Below are 25,758 nucleotides of genomic sequence, written 5' to 3'. Positions count from 1 at the left end.
CTTCATGGCCGGGACGGCGCTCCGCAATAAGGAGTCATCTCGTTTGGTGAGTCTGCGGTAGCAGATGAGGGTGCGGGCGATGCCCGAGCCAAGCGAGATGCTATTTGAACACGTCTACAGCGAAGGGAACTTGTCACTCAGGCAGGTTCTCCGAGCCAACCAGCACGAAGCGGAATAGCTGGTTGATCCCACCGTGGCCGGCGTACTGGACGATCGGCGTGTGGTCGTCGGTGCGGCACTCATGGACGTCCAGCCGCTTGCCGGCGAACGTCCCGATCTCGAACAGGCCCTGGCCGACCGGGTGGAGGGTGAACTGCTGGTTCGGCCCACCGTGGTGGCGGTGCTGGACGATCTGAGTGAAGTCCTCGGCGCTGGCGCCCCAGACGTCCAGACACTTGCCGGCGAACGTCCTGATCTCGTACAGCCCGTCACCGACCGGGTGGAGGGTGAACTGCTGGTTCGGCCCACCGTGGCAACTGTGCTGGACGATCCTCGTACCGTCCTCGGTGCTGGAATACCAGACGTCCAGGCATCTGCCGGCGAACGTCCAGATATGGAACGGACCCAACGGGCCACTGCTGAGCCGTCGCAGCGCCCGCCCGAGGGCGGCGGCATCTGAGTACCGCTGGGCGGGGTCCTTGTCGAGCAAGGTCAGCACGAGGTCGTCCCAGTCGGGCGGGACATCCTCGGAAACCGAGCTGGGCGTGGGCGGCTGCTGGGTGGCGTGCGCGGTGATGTAACCCATGGCATCGGGGGCCTGAAACGGCGGCCGGCCCGTGATCAGCTCGAAGAGAAGGCAGCCCAGGGCGTACAGGTCGCTGCTGGGTTCCGGGTAGCCGCGCGCCTGTTCAGGGGCCATGTACGCGGGACTGCCCATGATGAAGCCCGTCCGCGTGACCCGGGTCGCGATGGGATCGGCTGCCTTGGCGATGCCGAAATCGAGGACCTTCACGACGCCGGACGGTGTGACGAAGATGTTGGACGGTTTGATGTCCCGGTGCATGATTCCGGCTCTGTGCGCGTCGTCAAGCGCCTCACAGATCTGCACGCCCCACCGGGCCACGTCCGGTAGAGGGGCGGCCCCCCGGCTCAGCACCGCATCCAGGCCCTCGCCGCGGACCATCTCCATCACCAGGAACGGGACACGGTCATTCCCCGCGCCGGTCTCGCCGAGATCGTGGACGGTCACGATGTTGGGATGCTGCAACTGGGCAGTGATCCGAGCCTCACGCAGGAATCTGACACGTTCCTGATTGCCGCGACTTCCGCCGCCGGCGAGCTGGAAGATCAGCTTGACGGCGACTGGGCGTCCCAGCGTCTCGTCCTGCGCCTCCCACACCTCCCCCATCCCGCCCTCGGCGAGCTCCCGCACCAACCGGTAACGGCCCGCTAGTAGCTGGTCCTGCACTGCTACGCCTCCCCGCTTCGAGCACTGCTGCCTCTCCTGCACGCGAGCGGAGGTGCCCGGGCAGGATCAGTTTCGCGCACGGGCGCCACTCCGTCAGCCACTCGGAAGCACGCCATCGCCTATCTAGTGCTCTGACCGGGTTGGTTCACCAGGTTGCTGCACCGGGTTGGTTGGCGTGGCGGGGGCTACAGAGGCGATTGGATGTGAGCATCCGAGGCAGGGTCAAGGAGAAGTTGCGGCAGAGCCGCTGCGAGTGCGCCTGTAACGCGCGGGTGTGGTGCCCACGTGGCGTGTGAAGTGTCGGTTCAGATGGGCTTGGTCGTGGAATCCCACGGTTGCCGCGACCTCGGCGGGCCGGTGGCCGTCGAGTAGAAGTCGCCGTGCCTGATCGATGCGCTTGCCGGTGAGGTAGCTGTGTGGCGGCAGGCCATATGTCTGCTTGAAGCAGCGGATCAGGTGTGTGGGGTGGGCATGCAGGGTGGCGGCGGCCTCGCGCAGGGATATGCCAGCGTGTATCCGTGAGTCCAGTAGTTCCCGCAGCTCGGCGGCGAGCCGGTTTGCCTCTTGCCCCGGTGTGCGGGGCTGGAGCGCGTCGAGGTGGGAGTGGAGCCATTCACGGATGAACGAGAGGCGGGATTCGGCTTCGAATCCGTCTCCAGCATGGGCGAGAGTGGCGTGCAGTTGGTGGATCCGATGGCGCAGCAGCCCGTCGTTGACGACTGGAGCGTCCGCCGCACGACCGGCCCAACGCTGCGGGAGTACGGAGTCGTCGAGGTAGAGGTTGCGCTTGCGGAAGCCTGATGCCGTGACGGTCCGACCGTCGTGGGGGACGCCGGGTGGCAGCAGGAGGACGCTGGCGGTGCCGGTCGCCCCATGGCGGTGGCGGTCGAGTGCGAAGTCGACCGAGCCGTCGTCGAGGATCATCAGGTCCCACGTGTCGTGGGTGTGGGCCGGGTACGCGTGATCGGTGAAGTGTGCGTGGAAGACCTCGGCGATCCCTGGGACTGACGGCCTCCAGGCGTTGATGGACGTGCGGGGTCGGTCTCCGGTCATGCCAGGAACGTACAAGACCAGCGGAGTCCGAGCGCGGCAGGTTTGTGACACGGCCGGAGGGCCCTGAGTTGACCGCCTTGAGGAAGGATGCCGTATGTCCAAGTCCGTTGTTCCTGTCAACATCGCCGACAAGCTGTCGCAGTTCAGCGAGCTGTGGTCGCAGAAGAAAGTGGCTGTGCTCAACGACTACGAGGTCAAGCTGGCCAAACTGAAAGGAGAGTTCGTCTGGCACACTCACGAGGACACCGATGAACTGTTCCTGGTCATCAGCGGGCGGCTCACGATCCAGCTCAGGGATGCCGATGTGGTGCTGGAGCCTGGCGAGTTGTACGTGGTTCCCCGCGGGGTCGAGCACTGCCCCGTGGCAGACGAGGAGACCGCGATCCTGTTGCTCGAACCGGCGGGGACGATCAACACCGGTGACGCAGGAGGGCCGATGACCAAGGCGGCCGAGATCCTCAACTGACACGCAGGGTGTGGCGTCAGGCTGCAGCCTTGAGGGGGCGTCCGCCACAGCGGATGGCTTTCTCGCTTCGCATGCGGGCGCGTTCGCGACGTTCGGCGCACGGAAACTGTCCGACCGAGGAGGGCTCCCCGCCCAGGCCCGCCGTGGCCCGACCCGGCCGAGCGGGTGCCGGCCGGGTGTCCCAGCGCGGTGCTCCGCAGCGAGAGCACCGCTCCGAGAAGCAGAGACGGCGCTCCTCACCGGAGACGGCGCTCCGCAACCAGAGCGGCACTCCGCAGCGAGAGCAGTGCTCCGGCCCGGGGCGGCGCTCCGCGCAGGGAGCGGCGCTCCCTGCGCGGACGGGCGTCCGGGGGCGGTTGGGGGCGGACAGGGCGCACCGGACAGGCGGACGGCCGGTCAGCGGGTCCCGTGTTCCCCGCCGTTGACATTGAGCACCTGCGCCGTGATGTCACGCGCCGCCGGAGACGCCAGGAAGGCGACGGCGCCCGCGATGTCCTCCGGAGCACCGGCGCGGCCCAGCGCGGTGGAGGCGATGAGGTGGTCGCGCCGTTCGGGCGTGAGCTGGTCGCGGAAGAACTCGGTGTCGGCGACATAGCCCGGTGCGACGACGTTCGCCGTGATGTCGCGCGGCCCCAGCTCCCCCGCCAGGCCCAGGTTCCATGAGGCGAGGCCCGCTTTTGCCGCGCCGTAGGCGCCGGAGCCCTTGTCGGCCGCGATGGAACCGATGCTGATCACGGCGCCTCCCCCGGCCAGCCGGTCCTCCACCGCCTTGGTGGTCAACGCGGCGCTGAGCAGATTGGCGTCCAGGTTTGCGCGGAACCGGTACGCGAACGCCTCCAGCGCGGTGAGCTCGTCGTCCTCGGTCACGTCCCAGTCGGTGTTGCCGCCCGCGTTGTTGACCAGCACATCGAGCCGGTCGGGCAGTTGCGGCAGCAGCCGCTCCACCGCCTGCGGGTCGGTGTGGTCGCAGACGACTGCTCGTCCGCCGATCTCCTTGGCCGCCGTCTCCAGCGTGCCCTGTCGCCGCCCTGTGATGACGACTGTGTCCCCCTGTTCCGCGAAGTGCCGCGCCACGGCCAGCCCGATGCCTGTCGCACCGCCGGTGACCAGGATGCCGCGTGCCATACAGTGTCCTCCGTGTTCGTTCAGACCTAAATTTAGACCTAAACATAACACTGAAAGAAGGGGTCATGGCAAGCGATCAGTACCCGCTGGACAGCGCGACCGACTACCCCGTGGCGGACATCGCCGCCGCATGGCAGCGCGAGCGCCCCGGCACACCCGTCTCCTCGATCGGCATCGTCACCCCGCTGTGGCGGCTGGCGAAGCTGTTCGGCGACGACCGCCGCCGCGTGCTCTCCCGCGCGGGTGTGGACGCCGCCACCCTCGACCTGCTCAGCGTGCTGCGGCGCGCGGGTGAGCCGTATGCGCTCACCACCCGCGAGCTGACGGCACGCACGATGATCACAGCGGGCGCCATCTCCCAGCGGGTGGCCCGCGCCGAACGCGAGGGCCTGGTCACGCGCAGCCCCGGGAGTGCCTCCCGGACCACGTCCGGGGGAGAGAGCCGCCGCCGCTCGGTCGTGGTCGAACTGACCAAGGCCGGACACGAACTGGTCGAATCCACCGTCGACCAGGTCCTCACCCGCGAAGCCGACCTGCTGACGGGTCTCACTGCGGAACAGCAGAACCAGCTCGCCGACTTGCTGCGTGTCCTTCTTCAGGACGTTCAACGACGGTTGAACGATCACCGATTGACTCAAGTGGGAGAACCGGAGTGAGGGACTGTCGACCCTCCTTTCACTGTAGTAACTTTGAGTGATCAAAACTGCGGGTGATTCGTACCGCCGTCGCCCACGGACAGAGAGCTGAGAGAACTTGCGCATGAAAAAGCAGGCCAGCACAGCGATGTGGACCGCAGCAGCCCTGGCCGCGTCCCTCCTCCTGGGCGCGTGCGGGGGCGACGGCGACTCGGACGACAAGATCGACGGCGCCAAGGACGGGGGCAAGCCGAGCGCCAAGTCCTCCTCGCCGTCGGCCAGTTCGAGCGCCTCCGACCGCAAGGCGCCGGACGAGATCAAGCTGGCGAAGGACGCGAAGAACGTGTTCGAGGCCGCCAAGACGGGCGACCCGAAAAAGGATGAGGTCCTGGCGGACAACCAGGCGCGGATCAACGCTGTTGACCGGGTAATCACCACGGGCAAAGACGTCGACCAGGTGGAAGTTTACGCCACCGGAAAATCTCTGCTCGCGTCGAACCAATACATGTTGGATTTCTCCAAGAACGGAAAGAGCTGGGCGGGAGTCACTCGCTACTACGACCAGAAGGTCGAGTTCACCGGTAAGAATGATGCGCGAGTGACCTTCTGTGCCGATGAGCACAAAGCACGGAACAAGGTCATCAAAACCGGGAAGCTTGAGCCGAACGACGCGGGTGATCAGAACTACGTCGCCGCGTCGTTCCATGTGAAGCGGAACAGCGACGGCGTATGGCAGGCCGTCTCCGGAACTTCTCAACGGGGAGCCAAGCAATGCATGAAATAGTCCGCCGAGGCTCAGTTGGTGTGCTGGTAGCGATGCTCCTGCTCGCCGAGCCGTCAGTCGCCTACGCCGAGGAAGGCAAAGGAAAGGGTGGGTTCAACGGTACTGACACCCAAGGGGGAGCCAAGAACAACTCCGTCAACGCCGAGGTCTCCCACGTCCGGATAACCGGCGGCGGTGGCAAGACCAAGAACACCGTCAAGCTGAACCCCAAGGACCCCGACTGGGAAGCTCCTGCGTGCTGGTACGAGCCCAAGACGACTCCCAAGGAGCTCAAGGAGAGGATGGACGAACTGAAGCCGAAGAAGCCGAAGAAGGAGGAAAAGGAGGAGAAACCAATCCTCGATCCCGGAACCGATGCCACGGATCTCTCCAACGCTCTCCTCGGCCAGGCCAAGAACGTCCTCGACAACTACTACCAGACCGACAAGTACGACAACTACAACCTCGACCAGCAGGGCAAGGGCATGTTCTGGGAGGGGGTGCGCAACCCCAACAAGGCGGACGACCCCGCGTCGGACAAGTGCAGCCAGCATGCCATCTGGGTGCCGGAGGGCAAGCCGCCCAAGGACATGCCCCTCGCGGTCAGCCCGAAGATCCTCGCGGAGTACGCGTACGAGGAACTGCCCATTCCGGGAACCGACATTTCGCTGAACCCGGAGGACAAGCAGACGGTCAACCTCGACACCTGGGTATGGCTGGACAAGGACAAGTTCAAGCCGGTGGACGTGACCGCGTCCCTGGACCTGGAAGACGGCACCCACCTCTCGGCGACCACCACGGCGAAGCCCACCTCGCTCACCCTGGAACCGGGAACGGACGATGCCAAGATGTATCCCGGCTCCGGAAAGTGCGTGGTCAAGAACGGCCAGCTGGGTGAGGAGTATTCGGCGGGGAAGAAGGACAGCACCCCGCCCTGCGGCGTCAGGTATCTGCGGGCCAGCGGCCAGAACGGCTCCTACCCGCTGAAGGCGACGCTCACCTGGGACATCTCCTGGAAGGGCTCCGATGGGACCGGTGGTGACCTGCCTTCCGGCACCTTCAGCACCACCAGGAACCTCACCGTGAAGGAGATCCAGTCCATCGTCCGCGACTGAGCTGGTCCGAGCATCGAAATGAGGGGCTGCCGGTAAGCCGACAGCCCCTCTTGTGCTGACCAGCGCCGGGTGCTCTCAGTAAGGCCGGGTTCCCGCCGAACCGATTCACGTGTGACCGGCCATACGTTCTCGAGAACTCATTCATCGCTACAGCGAGTACTTTGCGGCTGTCTGATTCCTGCTGCTTCAGGGCAGAGCGCGCTCGGGACTGGCACGGGAACGTACCGGGAGTTCGGCCGGCGGTGTGGTCAGGGTTGCTCCATTTGGTTGTGGACTCGCCGTGTGAGCAGATGAGCGGAGGCGCCGCGTGCAAGTGTCATTGCGTAATCGCGCCCCGAGCCGAGCACTTCTGACGGGGCAAATACGGCGAGGGACTTGAGGAGGGCTCCCAGTGGAGATGCCTGTCGTGCGGGAATGTGCGGTAGAGGACTGCGCGTACAATAGGGATCACGCCTGCCATGCGCTGGCCATTACGGTGGGGGATGTCCGCCGCGCGCGCTGCGACACCTTCTTCACTGCCTCCACGAAGGGTGGAGACCCGGCGACGACCGGACGTGTTGGCGCCTGCAAGGTGTCCAACTGCCGACACAACCAGCAGTTCGAGTGTCGTGCGCCCGGGATCACCGTGGGCTACGTCGAGAACGAGGTGGACTGCATGACGTATGAGCCTGCCTGAGCTGCCGTCATGACGTGGTGCCTGCACTACGGTCGGCGTGGAACATCGGCGCGGGCGAGGCCCGGCGCGCAGCGGACCGGACCTGGCTCGGGGAGGCATCCAGGCGGGCGCAGAACCGCGCCCATGCGTGCGGCGCCTGCCGTGACCCGGTCGGGGACTGGCAGGCGCCGCGTCGTCCGTACGCCCTTGTACGGAAGTTGAAGGGGCTTACACCGTCAGCGCACGGTCCGTGGGGCGGATCGGCGCGGGGAGGGTGCTGGCCTCGCCGGTGAGGTAGCGGTCGACGGCCTTGGCCGCGGAGCGGCCCTCGGCGATGGCCCAGACGATCAGCGACTGGCCCCGGCCGGCGTCGCCGGCGACGTAGACGCCGGCGACGTTCGTGGCGTAGTCGCCGTCCCGCGCGACGTTGCCCCGCGCATCGAGCTCGACGCCGAACTGCTCGACCAGGCCGTTCTCCCGGTCGACGCCTGTGAAGCCCATGGCGAGGGTGACCAACTGGGCGGGGATCTTCCGCTCCGTACCCGGCTTGGGCTCCAGCTTGCCGTCCACCATCTCCACCTCGACCAGGTGGAGCCACTGGACGTTGCCGTCCTCATCGCCCTCGAAGTGGGTGGTGTTGACGGAGTAGACCCTCTCGCCGCCCTCCTCGTGCGCGGAGGTCACCTTGTAGAGCATGGGGAAGGTGGGCCACGGCTGGCGGGCCTGGTCCCGCTCCTCGCCCGGCCTGGGCATGATCTCCAGCTGGGTGACGGAAGCCGCGCCCTGCCGGTGTGCGGTGCCGACGCAGTCGGCCCCGGTGTCGCCGCCGCCGATGACGACGACATGCTTGTCCTTGGCGGTGATGGGCGGCTCGACGTAGTCGCCCTCCTGCACCTTGTTGGACAGCGGCAGGTACTCCATCGCCTGGTGGATGCCGTTCAGCTCGCGGCCCGGGACGGGCAGGTCGCGAGCCGTGGTCGCGCCCGCCGCGATGACGACCGCGTCGTACCGCTTGCGCAGCTTCCGCGCGTCGATGTCACGGCCGATCTCCACGCCGGTGCGGAACTTGGTGCCCTCCGCGCGCATCTGCTCGATACGGCGGTTGATGTGCCGCTTCTCCATCTTGAACTCGGGGATGCCGTAGCGCAGCAGCCCGCCGATGCGGTCGGCGCGTTCGTAGACGGCGACCGTGTGGCCCGCGCGGGTGAGCTGCTGGGCCGCGGCCAGCCCGGCGGGGCCTGAGCCGATGACGGCGACGGTCTTGCCGCTCAGCCGCTCCGGGGGCTGCGGGGTGACGTTCCCGGTCTCCCACGCCTTGTCGATGATGGAGACCTCGACGTTCTTGATGGTGACGGCCGGCTGGTTGATGCCGAGCACGCACGCCGACTCGCACGGGGCCGGGCACAGCCGCCCGGTGAACTCCGGGAAGTTGTTCGTGGCGTGGAGGCGTTCCGACGCCGCCTCCCAGTCCTCGCGATAGGCGTAGTCGTTCCACTCGGGAATGAGGTTCCCCAGCGGGCAGCCGTTGTGGCAGAAGGGGATGCCGCAGTCCATGCAGCGCCCGGCCTGCTTGCTGATGATGGGCAGCAGGGAGCCGGGTACGTAGACCTCGTTCCAGTCCTTGACCCGCTCCTGGACGGGACGGGTCTTGGCGACCTCGCGGTCGGTGTTCAGGAAGCCCTTGGGGTCAGCCATTGGTCGCCGCCTCCATCATCTTCTCGTGGGTCTCGGACTCACTGAGCCCCGCTCGCTCGGCGGCGTCCTTGGCGGCGAGCACAGCCTTGTACGTGGCGGGCAGGACCTTGCTGAAGCGGCTGAGCGCTCCGTTCGGCCCGTCCCAGTCGGCGAGGAGCTTGGCGGCCACGGTGGAGCCGGTCTCCTCCTGGTGGCGTCGCACGGCCTCGTGCAGCCACGCCTTGTCGTCATCGGTCAGCTCTTCGACGGCGCCGCGCAGCCCGGCGTTGACGTTGGCCAGGTCCAGGTCGATGACGTAGGCGGTGCCGCCGGACATCCCGGCGCCGAAGTTGCGCCCCGTACCGCCGAGGACGACGGCCGTGCCGCCGGTCATGTACTCGCAGCCGTGGTCGCCCACGCCTTCGGAGACGACCAGGGCTCCGGAGTTGCGGACGCAGAAGCGTTCCCCGACCCGGCCGCGCAGGAAGATCTCGCCGCCGGTGGCGCCGTAGGCGAGGGTGTTGCCCGCGATGGTGGAGTACTCGGCGAGGTGGTCGGCGCCCCGGTCGGGGCGGACGACGATCCGGCCGCCGGAGAGGCCCTTGCCGACGTAGTCGTTGGCGTCGCCCTCCAGCCGCAGCGTGATGCCCCGCGGCACGAAGGCGCCGAACGACTGGCCGGCGGAGCCGGTGAAGGTGATGTCGATGGTGTCGTCGGGCAGTCCGGCGCCGCCGAACTTCTTGGTGACCTCGTGTCCGAGCATCGTGCCGACGGTCCGGTTGACGTTGCGGATCGCGACCTGGGCGCGGACGGGTTCGGCCTGCTCGGCGGTGTCGGCCTGCAGCGCGTCGGCGGCCAGCTTGACGAGCTGGTTGTCGAGCGCCTTCTCCAGGCCGTGGTCCTGCGGGATCGCCTGGTGCAGCACCGCACCGTCGGGCAGTTCGGGTACGTGCAGCAGCGGCGCCAGGTCGAAGCCCTGGGCCTTCCAGTGGTTCACGGCCCGGGAGGTGTCGAGCAGTTCGGCGTGCCCGATGGCCTCGTCCAGGGTGCGGAAGCCCAGCTCGGCGAGGAGTTCGCGGACCTCTTCGGCGATGAACTCGAAGAAGTTGACGACGTACTCGGCCTTGCCGCTGTAGCGCTCGCGCAGCGTCGGGTTCTGGGTGGCGATACCGACCGGGCAGGTGTCCAGGTGGCAGACGCGCATCATGACGCAGCCGGAGACGACCAGCGGCGCGGTGGCGAAGCCGAACTCCTCGGCGCCGAGCAGGGCTGCGATGACCACGTCACGGCCGGTCTTGAGCTGGCCGTCGGTCTGTACGACGATCCGGTCGCGCAGCCCGTTGAGCAGCAGCGTCTGCTGGGTCTCGGCCAGGCCCAGCTCCCAGGGGCCGCCCGCGTGCTTGAGCGAGGTGAGCGGCGAGGCGCCGGTGCCGCCGTCGTGCCCGGAGATGAGGACGACGTCCGCGTGGGCCTTGGAGACACCCGCCGCGACCGTGCCGACGCCGACCTCGGAGACCAGCTTCACATGGACGCGGGCCTTCGGGTTGGCGTTCTTCAGGTCGTGGATGAGCTGGGCGAGGTCCTCGATGGAGTAGATGTCGTGGTGCGGCGGCGGCGAGATGAGGCCGACGCCGGGGGTGGAGTGCCGGGTCTTCGCCACCCACGGGTAGACCTTGTGGCCCGGGAGCTGGCCGCCCTCGCCGGGCTTGGCGCCCTGCGCCATCTTGATCTGGATGTCGTCGGCGTTGACGAGGTACTCGGAGGTGACGCCGAACCGCCCTGAGGCGACCTGCTTGATCGCGGAGCGCCGGGCCGGGTCGTAGAGCCGCTCGGGGTCCTCGCCGCCCTCGCCGGTGTTGGACTTGCCGCCGAGCTGGTTCATGGCGATCGCCAGCGTCTCGTGCGCCTCTTGCGAGATGGACCCGTAGGACATGGCGCCGGTGGAGAACCGCTTGACGATCTCGCTCGCGGGCTCGACCTCCTCGACCGGGATCGAGGGCCGCTCGTTCTTGAGGGAGAACAGGCCGCGCAGTGTCATCAGCCGCTCGGACTGCTCGTCCACCCGCTGGGTGTACTGCTTGAAGATGTCGTAGCGGCGCTGCCGGGTGGAGTGCTGGAGGCGGAAGACCGTCTCGGGGTCGAACAGGTGCGGCTCGCCCTCGCGGCGCCACTGGTACTCGCCGCCGATGTCGAGCAGCCGGTGCGCGGGCGCGATGCCGGAGGACGGGTACGCCTTGGCGTGCCGCGCTGCGACCTCCTCGGCGACGACGTCGAGGCCGGCGCCGCCGATCTTGGTGGTGGTGCCGTGGAAGTAGCGGTCGACGAACTCCTCGTCCAGGCCGACGGCCTCGAAGACCTGCGCGCCGCGGTAGGAGGCGACGGTGGAGATGCCCATCTTGGACATCACCTTCAGCACGCCCTTGCCGAGTGCGTAGATCAGGTTGCGGATGGCCTGCTCGGGCGGCAGCTCCTCGGCACCGGGCAGGAAGGTGCCGGCGCGCACCAGGTCCTCGACGGACTCCATGGCCAGGTAGGGGTTGACCGCTGCGGCGCCGTAGCCGATGAGCAGCGCGACGTGGTGCACCTCGCGGACGTCGCCGGCCTCCACCAGCAGCCCGACCTGGGTGCGCTGCTTGGTGCGGATGAGGTGGTGGTGCACAGCGGAGGTGAGCAGCAGCGACGGGATCGGTGCGTGCTCGGCGTCCGAGTGGCGGTCGGACAGGACGATGAGCCGGGCCCCCGACTCGATCGCCGTGTCGGCCTCCGCACAGATCTGCTCGATACGGGCCGCGAGGCCGTCCCCTCCTTCGGCGACGCGGTAGAGCCCGGAGAGCGTGGCGGACTTGAAGCCCGGCAGGTCGCCGTCGGCGTTGATGTGGATGAGCTTGGCCAGCTCGTCGTTGTCGATGACGGGGAACGGCAGGGTGACGCTGCGGCAGGAGGCGGCCGTCGGCTCCAGCAGGTTGCCCTGCGGGCCCAGCGGCGAGTGCAGCGAGGTGACCAGTTCCTCGCGGATCGCGTCCAGCGGCGGGTTGGTGACCTGCGCGAACAGCTGGGTGAAGTAGTCGAAGATCAGCCGGGGCCGCTCGGAGAGCGCCGCGATGGGCGAGTCGGTACCCATCGAGCCGATCGGCTCGGCGCCGCTGCGGGCCATCGGGGCGAGCAGGACGCGCAGCTCCTCCTCGGTGTAGCCGAAGGTCTGCTGACGGCGGGTGACCGAGGCGTGGGTGTGCACGATGTGCTCGCGCTCGGGCAGGTCGGCCAGCTCGATCAGCCCGGCGTCCAGCCAGTCCTGGTAGGGGTGCTCGGCGGCGAGCTGGGACTTGATCTCGTCGTCCTCGATGATCCGCTTCTCGGCGGTGTCCACCAGGAACATCCGGCCGGGCTGCAGACGGCCCTTGCGCACGACCTTGGCCGGGTCGATGTCGAGCACGCCGACCTCGGAGGCGAGGACGACGAGCCCGTCGTCGGTGACCCAGTACCGGCCCGGGCGCAGTCCGTTGCGGTCGAGAACGGCGCCGACCTGGGTGCCGTCGGTGAAGGTGACGCAGGCGGGTCCGTCCCAGGGCTCCATCATGTTGGAGTGGTACTGGTAGAAGGCGCGCCGCGCGGGGTCCATGGAGTCCTGCGACTCGGCGCTCTCCCAGGCTTCGGGCACCATCATCAGCACCGAGTGCGGCAGCGAACGCCCGCCGAGGTGCAGCAGCTCCAGGACCTCGTCGAACGTCGCCGAGTCGGAGGCGCCCTCGGTGCAGACGGGGAAGATCCGCTCCAGCGTCTCGTGGTCCCCGAACAGCTTGGAGTTCAGCTGCGACTCGCGGGCCCGCATCCAGTTGCGGTTGCCCTGCACGGTGTTGATCTCACCGTTGTGCGCCACGAACCGGTACGGGTGGGCCAGCGGCCAGCTCGGGAAGGTGTTGGTGGAGAAGCGCGAGTGGACCAGCGCGATGGCGGTGGCGAAGCGGCGGTCCGACAGGTCCGGGAAGAACGGCTCCAGCTGCCCGGTGGTCAGCATGCCCTTGTAGACCAGGGTGCGGGACGAGAGGGAGGGGAAGTACACGCCGGCCTCGCGCTCGGCGCGCTTGCGCAGGACGAACGCCAGCCGGTCGAGGGCGACGTCGCTGCGCTTGCCCTCCCGGTCGGCGACGAACAGCTGCCGGAAGGTGGGCATGGTGGCGCGGGCGCCGGGGCCAAGCAGCTCGGGCGCGACGGGCACCTCGCGCCAGCCGAGTACCGTCAGCTCCTCCTCGGACGCCAGCGTCTCGATGTGCGAGACGGCCGCCGAGGTGGCCTCGGCGTCCTCGTCCTCGTTGGGCAGGAAGGCGATGCCCACCGCGTAGGAGCCCTGCTCGGGCAGCGCGAACGGGACGCTCTCGCGGAGGAAGGCGTCGGGGACCTGCAGCAGGATGCCGGCGCCGTCGCCGGTGTCCGGGTCGGAGCCGGTGGCGCCCCGGTGCTCGAGGTTGCGGAGCACGGTCAGCGCCTTTTCGACCAGCTCGTGGCTGGGCTCACCGGTCAGGGTCGCCACGAAGCCGACACCACAGGCGTCGTGCTCATATCGGGGGTCGTACATGCCCTGCTTGGCAGGGCGGTGGGCGGCCCAATCCGCTGTCGGCACAGCACGCATCGGCTCTCCCGTCGTCTCGTGGCAGTGGTACGCACCGAGGGACGACGTTGGCCCTCACATGGCAAGAAGGTGGTGCAGAAATTTTCGTGCAGGTTACATGGTGGCGGACTTCCCGGAAAGTGGAAGACTCATCTCACCATGCGAACGCGGGCGCGGCTGTGTCAACGCGCCGACGCGGGTGTGGTCCTTATGGGACCGGAAGGGACCTGCACAGAGGGTTCGGGGTGGGTGGCCCCGGGTGAACGAGCGGCTTTCTCCTGCACGCAGGCGTCGTTGCCGGCGGCGTTACGGACTACTGCCCAGCGCGACCCGAGCTGAAACCGCCGGGTAACACAACGATCATGCGACCTGCGCTTCGCGTGCGCCATTACCCAGGTCACAGCCACAGCCCGCAAACGACAGCCAGGGGCAGCCCCTCATCGGCACTACCGCACCCGCACCGGCAGCGACTCCAGCTCGTTCTGCGTGAGCACCGGACGGTTGCGGATCTCCGTGACCGGGACGGCCAGCGAGAGCCCGGGAAACCGCTCGAACAGCGCCGGGAGGGCGACCGATGCCTCCAGCCGGGACAGCCCGGCGCCAGGGCAGATGTGCGGGCCGTGCCCGAAGGCGAGGTGCCGGACGGGCACGGGGCGCCGTACATCGAAGCGGTCCGCGTCCTGACCGTGCTGCGCCCGGTCCCGCCCGATGGCCCGGTAGGACATCACTACGCCCTCGCCTTCCCGCACCACAGCGCCCGCGACCTCGATGTCCGAGGTCGCGAACCGCATCAGCAGGTGGGTGGAGGGCGACTCCCAGCGCAGCGTCTCCTCGATGACGGCCTCCCAGCCGACCTCGCCGTCGAGGACGAGGCGCAGCTGCTCCGGGTGGGTGAGCAGCGCCCGTACCGCGCACAGGATCAGGGTCACCGTGGTCTCGTGCCCCGCGGCGACCATGGCTTCCAGGTTTCCCCGTACCTCCTCGGCGGTCAGCGGCTCGCCGCCCTCGTCGGCGAGGATGAGGGCGCTGGTGAGGTCGTCGCCGGGGGACAGGGATTTCTCCCGGACCATCTCCGCGTAGAGCTCGTCCAGCTCCTGGATGACGGCGAGCCGCTCGTCCTGCGGCGTCAGCATCGAGAAGAACGCCTCGTAGAGGCGGTGCAGCCGGGGCTCGAGCGCGGGATCGACGCCCATCAGGGAGCAGACGACCGACATCGGCAGCGGCTGCGCGAAGGCGGATTTCAGGTCGACGGGCTCTTCGGGCGCCTCGGCGGCGCGTGCCTCGATCGCGTCCAGCAGCCGGCCGGTGATCCGTTCGATGTCGGGCCGTATCCCCGCCAGCCTGCGCGGGGTGAGGGCCTGTGCGGTCTTGACGCGCAGCCGCCGGTGCTCGACGCCGTCGACGGTGAACATGGAGCGGCCCGCGTCGACCATGCCGATCAGCGGCCAGCTCTCGTCGATCTCGCCGCTGCGCCACAGGTTCCAGCGGCTGATGTCCTTCACCAGCCGGGTGTCGGTGAGCAGCTTGCGGGCCTCGGCGTGCGTGGTGACCGTCCAGGCCGGGGCGCCCATGAGGTCGATCCTGGCCAGCGGGCCGGCGGTCCGCAGCGCTTCGGTCTCCTCGGCGAGGCCCCCGACCAGCGGATCGATGACGATCGGGCATTCCCCGGAGCCGGGCGCCGCGGACGCGCTGCCGGCGCAGGGGCCGCTGCCCATGCTGCCGGGGCCGCCCACCCTCCTGGGGACACTCTCCGTGCCGGGCCCACTGTCCGTGCAGGGTCCACTCTCCGTGCTGGGGCCGTTCCCGGTCATCAGTGTCCTCCGTACGGGGGTGTGGTGGCGAAACGGACGGGGAGCACCGTCATACCGCGCAGAAACGGCGAGGGACGGCGGGCGAGCGTGCGGGGTGCCACGGCCAGTTCGAGGTCGGGCAGCCGGTCCAGCAGCACCTCGATGCCGGTCCTGGCGATGACCTCGGCGATCTCCTGCGCCGGGAAGGGGCACTGGTACTCGCCGTGGCTGAAGGCGAAGTGCGCGAAGTTGCTGTGGTGCGGGCCGTCCGGGCCGCGCGTGGCGTGCGCTGCCGGGTCCCTGTTGGCGCCGGCGAGGCCGAGCAGCAGCATGTCGCCCCGGGCGATCGCATGGCCGCCCAGCCGGGTGTCGCGAGCAGCCCAGCGGCCGGCGAGTATCTGGGTGGGGGTGTCCTCCCACAGCACCTCGTTCATGGCCTCGGGAACGGTGTGGCGGCCTCCGGTCAGCGAGGCGGCGAACCGCTCGTCGGTGAGCATGAGGCGCACCGAGTTGCCTATCCAGTCGGCCGTGGGCAGGAAGCCGGCGGAGGTGACGGCCATCAGGTTGAGGACGTATGCCTCGTCGGTGAACTCGTCGGGGTGTGCCAGCATGGCGGAGACCATGTCGACGCTCGGGGCCGCGCGTTTGCGGGCGACCAGCCGCGACATCAGGGCCAGCGCGTGCTCGAACCCGGCCAGCGCGTCGGGGCCGCCGTCGGCCATGTCGGTCAGGGAGCGGATCAGCTCGGGCCCGTCGGAGTCGGGGAAGCCCAGAAGACGCGCGAGGGTGAGGAGCGGCAGCGGTTTGGCGTACGCGGAGACGATCTCCGACTCGCCGGTGGAGCAGAAGCTGTCGATGAGGCGGTCGGCTATCTCCTCGGTGGTACGGCGCAGCCCGACGTGGTCGACGCTCTCCAGCGCGTGCTGGACCATGGCCAGGTGGCGGCGGTGCTCCTCGCCCACGGTGAAGTACACCGAGGGCTGCCGGGTGCCGATCATGGGGCGCAGCGGCCAGTCCTCGGGGAGGGTCTCCCACTGGTTCCACAGGCCCTGGTCGCGGGGGAAGAGCACCGGGTCGGCGGTGACCCGGCAGAGTTCGTGGTAGCCGATGACCAGCCAGGCGGGTACGTCGCCGGGGAGGGTCACCGGGACGACGGGGCCGTGGTCACGGCGCATGTCGCGGTAGACCGCCTCCAGGTCGGTGTGGAACCGGGGGCCCATGAGCGGCACGGCACCTGGAGCGGTCCGGCTGCTGCCCGGATGGGCCGGGCACCCGGCCGCCGCGGCGGGCTGGGGCTGACTGGTCACGGTCACAACTCCCCTGGGGGTGGCGGCAGTTGGCTGTCACTCGCGCCCGCCCAGCCTAGGCACCTTCGCCACGATCGGCACCCCCGCCCCTGGATTCACGCCGCCGACGGCCACCCGAACGTTTCCCAGCGGTCCCCGGCTATCCCACCGCGACCCCGAACAGCGCGCCCAGCCCGTAGGTGACGGCGGCCGCGGCCGCGCCGAGGAGCAGCTGGCGCGTTCCGCTGAACCACCAGGAGCGTGCGGTGACCCGCGCGACGACCGCTCCGCACACGAACAGCCCCAGCAGCGCCAGCAGCACGGCGGGCCACAGCGCGGTGGCGCCGAAGAGGTAGGGCAGCACGGGCAGTACGGCGCCCAGCGCGAAGGACAGGAACGAGGAGACGGCCGCGACGGTGGGCGAGGGAAGCTCGGCGGGGTCGACGCCCAGCTCCTCCCTGGCGTGTATCTCCAGCGCCTGTTCGGGGTCGCGGTGCAGCTGCTCGGAGACCTGCCTGGCCAGGCGGGGGTCCACCCCGCGGGACTCGTAGAGCGCCGCCAGTTCCTCGACCTCCTCGCCGGGGCTGCGCCGCAGCTCCCGCCGTTCGATCTCCAGTTCGGCCTGCACGAGTTCCCGCTGCGAGGCGACGGAGGTGTACTCGCCCGCCGCCATCGAGAAGGCGCCCGCCGCCAGCCCGGCGAGACCGGCGATGACGATGGTCTGCGAGGAGGCGGAACTGCCTGCCACGCCGGTCATCAGACCGAGATTGGAGACCAGCCCGTCCATCGCACCGAAGACGGCGGGCCGCAGCCAACCGCCGTTGACGTCGCGGTGGGTGTGGTTGTCGCGGTGTGCGACGTGGGTCGGGTCGGTGACTCCGGCTGGGGACATGGCCGGTACGGCTCCTTCGCTTCGAACTGCAGGCGCGGGACGCTCCCGCTGTTCGAAGCGTAGGCACCAAGGCGGCTGCACTGCCAGCAAGGAAGGCCGTACTTACCCCGCTGACCTGGGGTTTCCTTCCGGGCCCTCCCCCGGCCCTTGCCCGCCCTCGGCTCCCCGCCCGGAGGACGCCGCCCCCAGCACGTCCGCCAGCTCGTCGCGGACCAGCCCCTCCCGGTCGAGCCGGCCGGTCCGGTAGGCGGCGCGGCCCACCATGTGCGCTGCCACCGGAGAGGTCAGCAATTGGAAGAGGGCGACGAGCAGCAGGGTGCACAGGTCGATGGGGCTGCGCAGCCACAGCCCCGCGCCGAACAGTACGAGCAGCAGGCCGAAGGACTGGGGCTTGGTCGCGGCGTGCATCCGGCTGAGGACGTCCGGCAGCCGCAGCAGTCCGATCCCCGCGAGCAGACAGAGCACGGCGCCCACCAGCATGCAGCCGGCTCCTGCCACATCGGCCACTCCGCTCCAGCTCATCGCGGCTCCTCGGGGGGCGTGCCAGGCTCTCCGGTGCCCTCGTCCTCGTCCACGTTCTCGGTCCCGGCCTCGTCGCGCAGCGCCATGAAGCGGGCGACACCGACCGAACCGGTGAAGCCGAGGAAGGAGAGGACGAGGAGAACGGGCAGGTAGAAGGGGTTGCTGCGGACCGCGGACTGCAGGCCGATCCCGGCCATCACCACGGCGACCAGCGCGTCGAGAGCGACGGCGCGGTCCAGCGTCGAGGGGCCCCGCACCAGCCGGAGGGTCACCATCAGCCCGGCGGCGAGCAGCAGCCCCGCGATCACCGCCGCGGCCACCTCGAAGGCCGGCCCCTGGACCGCGGCCACCTCGTAGTCCGGCGCCCTGGCCGCGGCCACCTCGAAGGCCGACGCGTGGGACGCAGCCGTCACCGCCACCGGCCGAACACCTCCTCGGCCGCCTCGGAAGCGCGGATCGCGGTGACGTCGGCCGCGGTGCCGAACGCCTCCACCACCCGCGTCTCCAGTCGCAGTGCGTCCCGCCGGGCCCGCGCCAGGTCCTCCTCCCGGTCGCCGCCGAGCACATGCAGATAGAGGGTTCCCGACCGGCGGTCGACCTCCAGGACAGTGCTGCCTGGTACGGCGGTGACGGCCACGGCCGTGACGGTCAGCATCAGATCGCCGGGACAGCGCATCTCCACCGCGAGCACGGCGCAGCGCGGGCGGCCGGGCGCCAGGATGGAGCGGGCGATCCGCCAGCTGGAGACGACCATGTCCAGCCCGAAGGTGCCGATGAACCGAATGATGCCCAGCGGGTGGAGGCGGGCCTGCTTCTCGATGGGCGGCAGCGGGAAGACGAGCACCACCAGCAGCGCGACCAGCACCCCCGTCACGACGTTGGCCGGGGTGGGCGTGCCCCACAGCAGCAGCCACAGCAGGGTCAGGCCCAGCACCATGGGCCACTGGGTGGCCCGCAGCCGGCTGGCCTCGGGGAGCCGCTGAGGGGCTGTCATCTGTCCATCACCGCCTCCACGTAGGGGGTGCGCGCCAGCATTTCGCCGGCCGCGCGGTCGGTCAGTCCGAACAGGGGCCCCGCCAGCACGGTGAAGGCCAGTCCGAAGAGCACCAGGGCCGCGGTGGCGCCGGTCATGCTGACGGGGAGCGAGCTGGTGGTGGTGATCTCCTGGCCGCCGAAGGTGGCCGTCACCCGGCGCGGCACCAGCACCCTGAGCCCTCCGGCGGGCCAGTCACCGACGTCCGGCTGCGGCGTTCCCCGGGCCGCGGCGGCGCCCTGGGCACCCGCCCCGGGCGGCTCCTGGACGCTGTCCTCCTCCGTCGACTCCAGCACCGTGCCCGCCGCGCACATCTCGGGCGTGGCGGCGCGCCAGAACGCCAGGTTCCACGCCTTGGCCAGGGCGTACAGGGTGAGCAGGCTGGTGACGGTGCCGCCCGCCACCAGTACGTAGGCGAGCACCCCGCCGTCGTCCACCCCGGCCCGCAGCAGCCCGAACTTGCCCAGGAAGCCGGAGAGCGGCGGGATACCGGCGAGGTTCAGGGCCGGTACGAAGAACAGCACCGCCAGCAGCGGGGAGAGGCGCGCCAGACCGCCCAGGCTCTGCAGGTCCGTGGTTCCGCTGCGGCGTTCGACCAGTCCGGCGACGAGGAAGAGGGTGGTCTGGACGGTGATGTGGTGGGCGACGTAGAACATCGCGCCCGAGATACCGCCCAGGGTGCCGAGGCCGATACCGAAGACCATGTACCCCATGTGGCTGACCAGGGTGAAGGACAGCAGCCGCTTCAGGTCGGTCTGCGCGACGGCGCCCAGGATGCCGACGAGCAGCGACAGCAGCGCCAGGACCATCAGCACGGCATCGATGCGCTGCCCGGGGAAGAGCAGCGTCTGGGTGCGCAGCATGGCGTAGATGCCGACCTTGGTCAGCAGTCCGGCGAAGACGGCGGTCACCGGCGCCGGGGCCGTGGGGTAGGAGTCGGGCAGCCAGGCGGCCAGCGGGAAGACGGCCGCCTTGATCGCGAAGACGCCGAGCAGCGCGATCTGGATGACCATGCCCACGCTCTGCGGCAGCGCGTCCAGCCGGGCGGGCAGCTGGGCCATGGTGACGGTCCCAGCCGCCGCGTACACCATGGCCACGGCCGCCAGGAACAGCATGGACGACAGCAGCGAGACGATCGCGTACGTGGCGCCCGCGCGGATGCGCGCCAGCGTTCCGCCGATGGTCATCAGCACATAGCTGGCCGTCAGCATCAGCTCGAAGCCGACGTAGAGGTTGAACAGGTCCCCGGCCAGGAAGGTGTCCGAGACCCCGGCGACCAGCACCAGGTAGGAGGGGTGGAAGACGGACAGCGGGGTGGTGTCGTCGTTGTCGGCCATGCCCTGGCCCACGGAATAGACGAGCACGCTCAGCGTCACGGAGGAGGAGATCACCAGCATCAGCGCGGAGAGCCGGTCGGCGACCAGCACGATCCCCACCGGGGGCGCCCAGCCACCCGCGTCCATCACCTGCGGGCCGTGCCGGTCGGCGGCGATCAGCAGCAGCAACGAGACGACCAGGACGGCGAGCAGCACGGCAGCGCTGATGAACCGCTGCACGCGTTCGAGCCTCGCTCCGATGGCCAGTTTCAGCCCTGCCGCGCACAGGGGCAGGATCACGGGCAGCGGCACCAGCGTCGCAGCCGCGCTCATGGCCGGGCCTCCGCCTCTGCCCGCCGCGACGGCGAGCGGCCCGACGGCGCGGACCGGCGGTGCCGAACTGCCGCTGCCGGCCGGGACGACGCCTGCCCCGGACGCCGTCCGGGCGGACCGCCGGACGGCGTATGCGGTGCGCGCCGCTGCGGCGGGAAGAAGATGCGCGCCGGAAAGACAGTGCGCGGCCTCATCGGTCGGCGCCCAGGATGGTCTGCCACGGGTCGTCCTCCCCTACGATGTCCTCCGCCGTCTCCTCGGCGCGCGCCTGCCGGGCGCGGAAGGCGCGCGCGTCGGCGCGGGCGCGCCGACGCAGCCCGCGGTACCGGTCGCGCGCCGTGCCGAGCCGCTCGTAGACGGTGTGCTCCTGTGCTTCGCGCTCCTCCTCGTCGTGTGCCAGGGCTCGGTAGGCGTGGCGCTGCTTGCGGTAGGCGGCGCGCAGCCGTTCGCGCTCCTCGGCGTAGGTGGCGCGGCGTACGACGCGGATGTCCTCGATGTCGTCGGGCACGTCGTCGTTGCCGGAGTGCTGCCAGGCGCGGTAGGCCATGGTCGCCAGGAAGGCGGTCAGCGCCAGGGTGATGACGATGGCGGTGAGGATGAACGCCTGTGGCAGCGGGTCGGCGATCGTCTTCCGCTCCGTGCCGGGGTAGAGCAGCGCGGCATTGCCGTCGGGCCCCGAGGTGGCGAGCACCAGGAGGTTGACGCCGTTGCCGATGAGGACGGCGCCCAGCAGGATGCGGGTCAGCGGCCGGGCCAGCAGCAGCGCGGTACCGCAGGCGAACAGCACGCCGCCGCAGCCCACCAGTGCGACCGTTCCCGTCGTCATGGCCGCCCCTCCGCCGTACCGCCCTCGCCGCCCGTGCTGCCGGAGGCGTCCACGCCGCGGGCGCGCTCGCGCTCCAGCCGGCGGTCGATCTCCGAGCCGAGGCTGCGCAGCACATCGAGGACGACGCCGAGGACGAGCAGATAGACACCGGTGTCGAAGAGCACGGGGCTGGCCGCGTGCCACGGGCCGACCAGCCACATCTCGCCGGTCACCTTCCCGGAGGCCAGCACGCTGCCGCCCAGCCACAGACCGGCAAGACCGGTACCCGTGATGGTCAGCAGGCCCAGACCGAGCAGGAAGCCGGGGTCCACGGGCGCCGCCGCCGCCAGTTCCAGGCGCCCGCCCGCCAGATAGCGCACCGCCAGCGCGAGCCCGGCGACCAGCCCCGCTGTGAAGCCGCCACCGGGCTGGTTCTCGGCGGAGAAGAGCAGGTAGAGGGAGAGCACCAGAATGGGGTGGAAGACCAGCCGGGCCATCACCTCGAACATCACCGAGCGGCCCTCGGGGGCGAGCGAGGAGCTGGCCGTCAGCCAGGTGCGGCGGGGGGCGACGGGCGAACCGTGCGGTGCGCGCGCACCGGGCCGTACGGGCTGCTTCCAGGCGTCCAGGCGCCCGCCCGGAGGGCGGTGGGAACCGGTGTCCGACGGCCCGGTGCGGCCCGGCCCGGCACCGGCCGGCCCGGTGTCCGACGGCCCGGCGCCGGCGCCCGCGGAGCGGTCCAGGGTGACGCTCGCCGAGCCGGGGGCCCCGGCTCCGGGCGGTGCGCCGGGACCGGCGACCGGCGGCCCGCCCGGCTGCCCGGCGCCGGGCTCCTCGGCTCCTGGCAGGGGGTGTGCGACGGGCACCCGGGCACGGCGCCGCAGATAGACGAGGCTGGTCACGCCGATGGCGGCGACGGCGAGTACGCCCGATTCGCCCATGGTGTCCCAGGCGCGCAGGTCCACCAGGGTGGTGGCCACCACGTTGCGGACACCCTCGTGCGCCGTCGCGTCGAGCAGTTCGGGGCCGGAGGGCGGGCCGGTACGGGCCGCCAGCGCGAGGTGGACGAGCCCGGCGATCAGCCCTCCGGCTGCGACGGAGAAGACGAGCTGCGTACCGCGCCGGGTCCGCCACATCCGGCTGCCGTCCGGGAAGCGCGCGGGCATCCTGCGCAGCACCAGGACGAAGACGGTGAGCGAGACGGTCTCGACGGCGAACTGCGTCAGTGCCAGGTCGGGCGCACCGTGCAGGACGTACAGGAGCCCGGCGCCGTACCCGGTGATGCCGGCGAGTACGGCAGCCGTCAGCCGCTGCCGTGCCGCCACGCACAGCACCGACACCCCCGCGACCCCGGCGGCGACGACAAGCTGCGGGACCGAGTCGTACCAGCGCACCGGGGCGAGGTCGGGCCACGGCTGTCCGGCCACCAGCTGCGCGGTCTGGAAGCCGAACAGCACGAGGAGGGCCGTGCCCAGGTACACGGGCAGCGAGCCGCGCTGCACGAGGCCGGTGATCTGGAGCGAGATCCGCTCCAGCGCCCACAGCGCCCGGGCGAACACCTGGTCGCCGTCGAGGCGTGCGAGCCGGTCGCCGAGCGCCGCCAGCGGCCGCCCGGCGAGGAAGACGGCAACACCCAGCACCCAGGAGAGGGCCGAGAGGCCCAGCGCGGCGCCCCAGCCGTGCCACAGCGCGAGGTGGTAAGGGGCGCCCTCGGCGGGGAAGAGGTCGGCGTACCGGCTCAGCAGCGGGTCGAGCCACCGCACGCCGGGGCCCAGCGCGAGCCCGGCCAGGACGCACACCAGCGGCGGCCCCAGCAGCAGCCCTCCGGTGCGGGCCCCTGGGGGCACGGTCACCGGCTCCAGGGGTGGCACTCCGCATTCCTTGCGGGCGAAGGCACCCCACAGGAAGCGCAGCGTGTAGGCGGTGGTGAGGACAGCACCTGCGACGACGGCCGCCAGCGCCCAGGTCTCGGCCGTGCCGACCTGCGGCAGCGCGGAGACGGCGGCCTCCTTGCCGACGAACCCGAGCAGCGGCGGCAGCCCCGCCATGGAGAGTCCGGCGAGTACGGCGACGGCGCACAGCCCCGGCAGCGACCGGCCGACGCCGGAGAGCCGGTCGAGGTCGCGGGTGCCGGTGAGGTGGTCGATGGCGCCGACGACCAGGAAGAGCGGCGCCTTGAACAGCGCGTGCGCCAGGATCACATCGGCCCCGGCCAGCGCGGCGTTCCGGGTGCCGTCGCCCACCAGCACGGTGATGAAGCCGAGTTGGCTGACGGTTCCGAAGGCCAGCAGCCGCTTCAGATCCGTCTCGCGCAGCGCACGCCAGCCGCCCAGCAGCATGGTGACGCTGCCCAGTACGAGCACCAGCGCCCGCCAGGGCACCACGTCGGCGAAGCCGGGTGCGAGCCGCGCGATCAGATAGACCCCGGCCTTGACCATGGCCGCGGCGTGCAGATAGGCGGAGACCGGCGTGGCGGCGGCCATGGCTCCGGGCAGCCAGAAGCTGAACGGCCAGATGGCGGACTTGGACAGCGCCCCCACGAGAATCAGCACCAGCGCGCCCGCCACCAGCGCTCCCCCGCCCGGTGGGTCGGCGAGCAGCCGGGAGAGGCGGTAGGTGCCCGCGGCCTGCCCCAGCATCAGGAAGCCGACGAACATCACCAGCCCGCCGAGCGTGGTGACCAGCAGCGCCTGGAGCGCGGCCCGGCGGTTGGTCCGGTGCGCCGAGCTGTGCCCGATGAGCAGGAAGGAGAAGACGGAAGTGAGCTCCCACAGCACGTACAGCACGATCAGATCGTCGGCGAGTACCAGGCCGAGCATCGCCCCGGCGAACGCGGTCAGCGATCCGGCGAAGCTCCCGAGCTGTGGGGTGCCGCGGTCGAAGTAGGCCGCGCAGTAGATCATCACCAGGGCGCCGATGCCCCCGGCGATCAGCACCATCAGCAGCGCGAGCGCGTCACACCGCAGCGCGATGCCGACGCCGAGCGCCGGAATCCAGGTGGTGTGCTCACTGAGCGTGCCGCCGTCCGCGATGTGGCCGTAGTGTGCCGCCGCCCATGCCGCCGCGCCGGCGGGGGCCAGCGCGAGCGGCAGGAACGCGCGCGGCCCGAGCCACCGCACCAGGGGCCCGGCACAGCACGCGGCCGCGAAGTGGACGACGATCAACCACAGCACTCACCGAGAATTGCATACATAACCATGCAATTCGGACAGGCGGCCTGTCCCGCGCCCGTTACGGAGCTAGGAAGCCGGTCCTTCGGCTGTCTTCCGGGCCGGCTCCGGCTCCGGCTTCGACAGCGACTCGGCCTTCTCCTCGGAGGTCCCCTCCTCCTCGGAGGCGGCGTCCGGGCCGACGGCATCCGGCCCCGGCTCCGGCTCGACGACCTCCTCGCGGCCCGGCCGCTTCTTCGCGGAGACGACGATGTAGGCCACCGCGGCGAGGAAGACGATCAGCGCCGTCCAGTTGTTCAGCCGCATGCCGAGCACGTGGTGTGCGTCGTCCACCCGCAGGTACTCGGTCCAGAAGCGCCCCGCCGTGTAGCCGGCCACATAGACCGCGAACGCCCTGCCGTGCCCCAGCTTGAACCGCCTGTCCGCCCAGATCACCAGCAGCGCGACGGCGACGCACCACAGCGACTCGTACAGGAACGTCGGGTGGTACGTGGCCACGTCGGGGGTGTCGACCGGCCGGTGCTCCGGGTCGATCTTGAGCGCCCACGGCAGATCGGTGGGCCGCCCGTACAACTCCTGGTTGAACCAGTTGCCCCAGCGGCCCAGCGCCTGCGCCAGCACGATGCCCGGCGCCACGGCGTCCGCGTAGGCGGGCAGCGCGATGCCGCGGCGGCGGCAGCCGATCCAGGCGCCGAGCGCGCCCAGCGCGATCGCGCCCCAGATACCGAGCCCGCCGTCCCAGATCCGGAAGGCGTCGACGGGGTTGCGGCCCTCGCCGAAGTAGAGCTGGTAGTCGGTGATGACGTGGTAGAGCCTGCCGCCGACCAGACCGAAGGGGACTGCCCATACGGCGATGTCGGCGACCGTCCCCGGCTGCCCGCCCCGAGCGACCCACCGGCGCCCGCCGAGCCAGACCGCGACGAAGACGCCGAGGATGATGCAGAGCGCGTAGCCGCGCAGCGGGAGCGGCCCGAGGTGAATCTCACCGGCCGAGGGACTGGGAATAAAGGCAAGGGTCTCCATGGCCCCCCCGACGCTACCCTGCCCGCCGCCGCTCCGGTAACTCAGCCCGCACGACGGCTGGACAACACATCGTGCGGGGCGCGCTAGC

At 70.2% G+C, this 25,758-nt stretch carries 20 protein-coding genes; 5 read left to right on the top strand and 15 right to left on the bottom strand.

Annotated elements, in window-relative coordinates:
* Positions 1 to 133: 133 nt before the first annotated feature.
* Both JW592_RS30485 and JW592_RS30480 read right to left on the bottom strand, forming a co-directional pair.
* Positions 134 to 1,408, bottom strand: a complete 1,275-nt coding sequence (locus JW592_RS30485; protein ID WP_209268499.1) for a serine/threonine protein kinase — start codon at positions 1,406 to 1,408, stop codon at positions 134 to 136.
* 222 nt (positions 1,409 to 1,630) lie between these two features.
* Positions 1,631 to 2,461: a helix-turn-helix transcriptional regulator gene (locus tag JW592_RS30480; protein ID WP_209268498.1), complete on the bottom strand. Its 831-nt coding sequence runs from the start codon at positions 2,459 to 2,461 to the stop codon at positions 1,631 to 1,633.
* A 94-nt stretch (positions 2,462 to 2,555) separates the two neighbouring features.
* On the opposite strand from JW592_RS30480, the gene JW592_RS30475 reads away from it, so the two are divergent.
* A complete protein-coding gene (locus tag JW592_RS30475; protein WP_209268497.1) occupies positions 2,556 to 2,927 on the top strand; it encodes a cupin domain-containing protein in 372 nt (123 codons plus the stop codon).
* Between the two features lie 396 nt (positions 2,928 to 3,323).
* Here JW592_RS30475 and JW592_RS30470 read toward each other — a convergent pair whose 3' ends face one another.
* Complete coding sequence (locus tag JW592_RS30470) at positions 3,324 to 4,052, bottom strand: SDR family NAD(P)-dependent oxidoreductase (protein WP_209268496.1); 729 nt, start codon at positions 4,050 to 4,052, stop codon at positions 3,324 to 3,326.
* 65 nt (positions 4,053 to 4,117) lie between these two features.
* Between JW592_RS30470 and JW592_RS30465 the strand changes: the two genes are divergently transcribed.
* The 4 genes from JW592_RS30465 to JW592_RS30450 all read left to right on the top strand — a co-directional run bounded on the left by JW592_RS30465 (position 4,118) and on the right by JW592_RS30450 (position 7,241).
* Positions 4,118 to 4,708: a MarR family winged helix-turn-helix transcriptional regulator gene (locus tag JW592_RS30465; RefSeq protein ID WP_209268495.1), complete on the top strand. Its 591-nt coding sequence runs from the start codon at positions 4,118 to 4,120 to the stop codon at positions 4,706 to 4,708.
* Positions 4,709 to 4,811: 103 nt separating this feature from the next.
* Complete coding sequence (locus tag JW592_RS30460; RefSeq protein ID WP_209268494.1) at positions 4,812 to 5,471, top strand: hypothetical protein; 660 nt, start codon at positions 4,812 to 4,814, stop codon at positions 5,469 to 5,471.
* Between the two features lie 20 nt (positions 5,472 to 5,491).
* Positions 5,492 to 6,565 carry a hypothetical protein gene (locus tag JW592_RS30455; protein WP_307805602.1) on the top strand — a complete coding sequence of 358 codons (1,074 nt, stop codon included), beginning with the start codon at positions 5,492 to 5,494 and terminating at the stop codon, positions 6,563 to 6,565.
* Between the two features lie 397 nt (positions 6,566 to 6,962).
* Positions 6,963 to 7,241 (top strand): DUF1540 domain-containing protein, encoded by a 279-nt coding sequence (locus JW592_RS30450; protein ID WP_209268526.1) that lies wholly within the window; start codon positions 6,963 to 6,965, stop codon positions 7,239 to 7,241.
* A gap of 207 nt (positions 7,242 to 7,448) precedes the next feature.
* On the opposite strand, the gene JW592_RS30445 is transcribed toward JW592_RS30450, so the two are convergent.
* The 12 genes from JW592_RS30445 to lgt all read right to left on the bottom strand — a co-directional run bounded on the left by JW592_RS30445 (position 7,449) and on the right by lgt (position 25,670).
* Positions 7,449 to 8,915 carry a glutamate synthase subunit beta gene (locus JW592_RS30445; RefSeq protein WP_209268493.1) on the bottom strand — a complete coding sequence of 489 codons (1,467 nt, stop codon included), beginning with the start codon at positions 8,913 to 8,915 and terminating at the stop codon, positions 7,449 to 7,451.
* Positions 8,908 to 13,521: a glutamate synthase large subunit gene (gene gltB / locus JW592_RS30440; RefSeq protein ID WP_209268492.1), complete on the bottom strand. Its 4,614-nt coding sequence runs from the start codon at positions 13,519 to 13,521 to the stop codon at positions 8,908 to 8,910. The genes JW592_RS30445 and gltB overlap by 8 nt, the downstream gene beginning before the upstream one ends.
* A 425-nt stretch (positions 13,522 to 13,946) precedes the next feature.
* The gene (locus tag JW592_RS30435; RefSeq protein ID WP_209268525.1) at positions 13,947 to 15,215 is read right to left on the bottom strand and encodes a cytochrome P450 family protein; all 1,269 of its coding nucleotides are present in this window, start codon (positions 15,213 to 15,215) and stop codon (positions 13,947 to 13,949) included.
* Between the two features lie 95 nt (positions 15,216 to 15,310).
* A complete protein-coding gene (locus tag JW592_RS30430) occupies positions 15,311 to 16,603 on the bottom strand; it encodes a cytochrome P450 family protein (protein ID WP_372446607.1) in 1,293 nt (430 codons plus the stop codon).
* 133 nt (positions 16,604 to 16,736) lie between these two features.
* Positions 16,737 to 17,468, bottom strand: coding sequence for a VIT1/CCC1 transporter family protein (locus JW592_RS30425; RefSeq protein WP_209268491.1), 732 nt, complete (start codon positions 17,466 to 17,468; stop codon positions 16,737 to 16,739).
* Positions 17,469 to 17,570: 102 nt separating this feature from the next.
* Positions 17,571 to 17,990, bottom strand: a complete 420-nt coding sequence (gene mnhG, locus JW592_RS30420; RefSeq protein ID WP_209268490.1) for a monovalent cation/H(+) antiporter subunit G — start codon at positions 17,988 to 17,990, stop codon at positions 17,571 to 17,573.
* On the bottom strand, positions 17,987 to 18,409 hold the full coding sequence (locus JW592_RS30415; RefSeq protein WP_307805601.1) for an MrpF/PhaF family protein: 423 nt from the start codon (positions 18,407 to 18,409) through the stop codon (positions 17,987 to 17,989). The genes mnhG and JW592_RS30415 overlap by 4 nt, the downstream gene beginning before the upstream one ends.
* Entirely contained in the window at positions 18,400 to 18,984 is a 585-nt protein-coding gene (locus tag JW592_RS30410; RefSeq protein WP_209268489.1) for a Na+/H+ antiporter subunit E, read from the bottom strand. Before JW592_RS30410 ends, JW592_RS30415 begins: the two co-directional genes overlap by 10 nt.
* Positions 18,981 to 20,672, bottom strand: coding sequence for a Na+/H+ antiporter subunit D (locus tag JW592_RS30405; protein WP_209268488.1), 1,692 nt, complete (start codon positions 20,670 to 20,672; stop codon positions 18,981 to 18,983). Before JW592_RS30405 ends, JW592_RS30410 begins: the two co-directional genes overlap by 4 nt.
* Positions 20,673 to 20,862: 190 nt before the next feature.
* Positions 20,863 to 21,498, bottom strand: a complete 636-nt coding sequence (locus JW592_RS30400) for a Na(+)/H(+) antiporter subunit C (RefSeq protein WP_209268487.1) — start codon at positions 21,496 to 21,498, stop codon at positions 20,863 to 20,865.
* Positions 21,495 to 24,650 (bottom strand): Na+/H+ antiporter subunit A, encoded by a 3,156-nt coding sequence (locus tag JW592_RS30395; protein WP_209268486.1) that lies wholly within the window; start codon positions 24,648 to 24,650, stop codon positions 21,495 to 21,497. The genes JW592_RS30400 and JW592_RS30395 overlap by 4 nt, the downstream gene beginning before the upstream one ends.
* A 66-nt stretch (positions 24,651 to 24,716) precedes the next feature.
* Positions 24,717 to 25,670, bottom strand: a complete 954-nt coding sequence (gene lgt, locus JW592_RS30390; RefSeq protein WP_209268485.1) for a prolipoprotein diacylglyceryl transferase — start codon at positions 25,668 to 25,670, stop codon at positions 24,717 to 24,719.
* Positions 25,671 to 25,758: the final 88 nt, after the last annotated feature.

It is taken from the genome of Streptomyces spirodelae, from assembly GCF_017676385.1.
Lineage (GTDB): Bacteria > Actinomycetota > Actinomycetes > Streptomycetales > Streptomycetaceae > Streptomyces > Streptomyces spirodelae.
Note: the sequence above shows the minus strand (reverse complement) of the source record. Positions and strands in the feature narration are given on the sequence as shown.

Bases quoted from the DNA above. Each gene is read 5' to 3' on its own strand.
- JW592_RS30445 (WP_209268493.1), bottom strand. From the start codon at position 8,915: ATGGCTGACCCCAAGGGCTTCCTGAACACCGACCGCGAGGTCGCCAAG.
- lgt (WP_209268485.1), bottom strand. From the start codon at position 25,670: ATGGAGACCCTTGCCTTTATTCCCAGTCCCTCGGCCGGTGAGATTCAC.
- JW592_RS30435 (WP_209268525.1), bottom strand. From the start codon at position 15,215: ATGGGCAGCGGCCCCTGCGCCGGCAGCGCGTCCGCGGCGCCCGGCTCC.
- JW592_RS30410 (WP_209268489.1), bottom strand. From the start codon at position 18,984: ATGACAGCCCCTCAGCGGCTCCCCGAGGCCAGCCGGCTGCGGGCCACC.
- JW592_RS30400 (WP_209268487.1), bottom strand. From the start codon at position 21,498: ATGACGACGGGAACGGTCGCACTGGTGGGCTGCGGCGGCGTGCTGTTC.
- JW592_RS30405 (WP_209268488.1), bottom strand. From the start codon at position 20,672: ATGAGCGCGGCTGCGACGCTGGTGCCGCTGCCCGTGATCCTGCCCCTG.
- JW592_RS30475 (WP_209268497.1), top strand. From the start codon at position 2,556: ATGTCCAAGTCCGTTGTTCCTGTCAACATCGCCGACAAGCTGTCGCAG.
- JW592_RS30470 (WP_209268496.1), bottom strand. From the start codon at position 4,052: ATGGCACGCGGCATCCTGGTCACCGGCGGTGCGACAGGCATCGGGCTG.
- JW592_RS30465 (WP_209268495.1), top strand. From the start codon at position 4,118: ATGGCAAGCGATCAGTACCCGCTGGACAGCGCGACCGACTACCCCGTG.
- JW592_RS30480 (WP_209268498.1), bottom strand. From the start codon at position 2,461: ATGACCGGAGACCGACCCCGCACGTCCATCAACGCCTGGAGGCCGTCA.
- JW592_RS30450 (WP_209268526.1), top strand. From the start codon at position 6,963: ATGCCTGTCGTGCGGGAATGTGCGGTAGAGGACTGCGCGTACAATAGG.
- gltB (WP_209268492.1), bottom strand. From the start codon at position 13,521: ATGCGTGCTGTGCCGACAGCGGATTGGGCCGCCCACCGCCCTGCCAAG.
- mnhG (WP_209268490.1), bottom strand. From the start codon at position 17,990: ATGAGCTGGAGCGGAGTGGCCGATGTGGCAGGAGCCGGCTGCATGCTG.
- JW592_RS30425 (WP_209268491.1), bottom strand. From the start codon at position 17,468: ATGTCCCCAGCCGGAGTCACCGACCCGACCCACGTCGCACACCGCGAC.
- JW592_RS30460 (WP_209268494.1), top strand. From the start codon at position 4,812: ATGAAAAAGCAGGCCAGCACAGCGATGTGGACCGCAGCAGCCCTGGCC.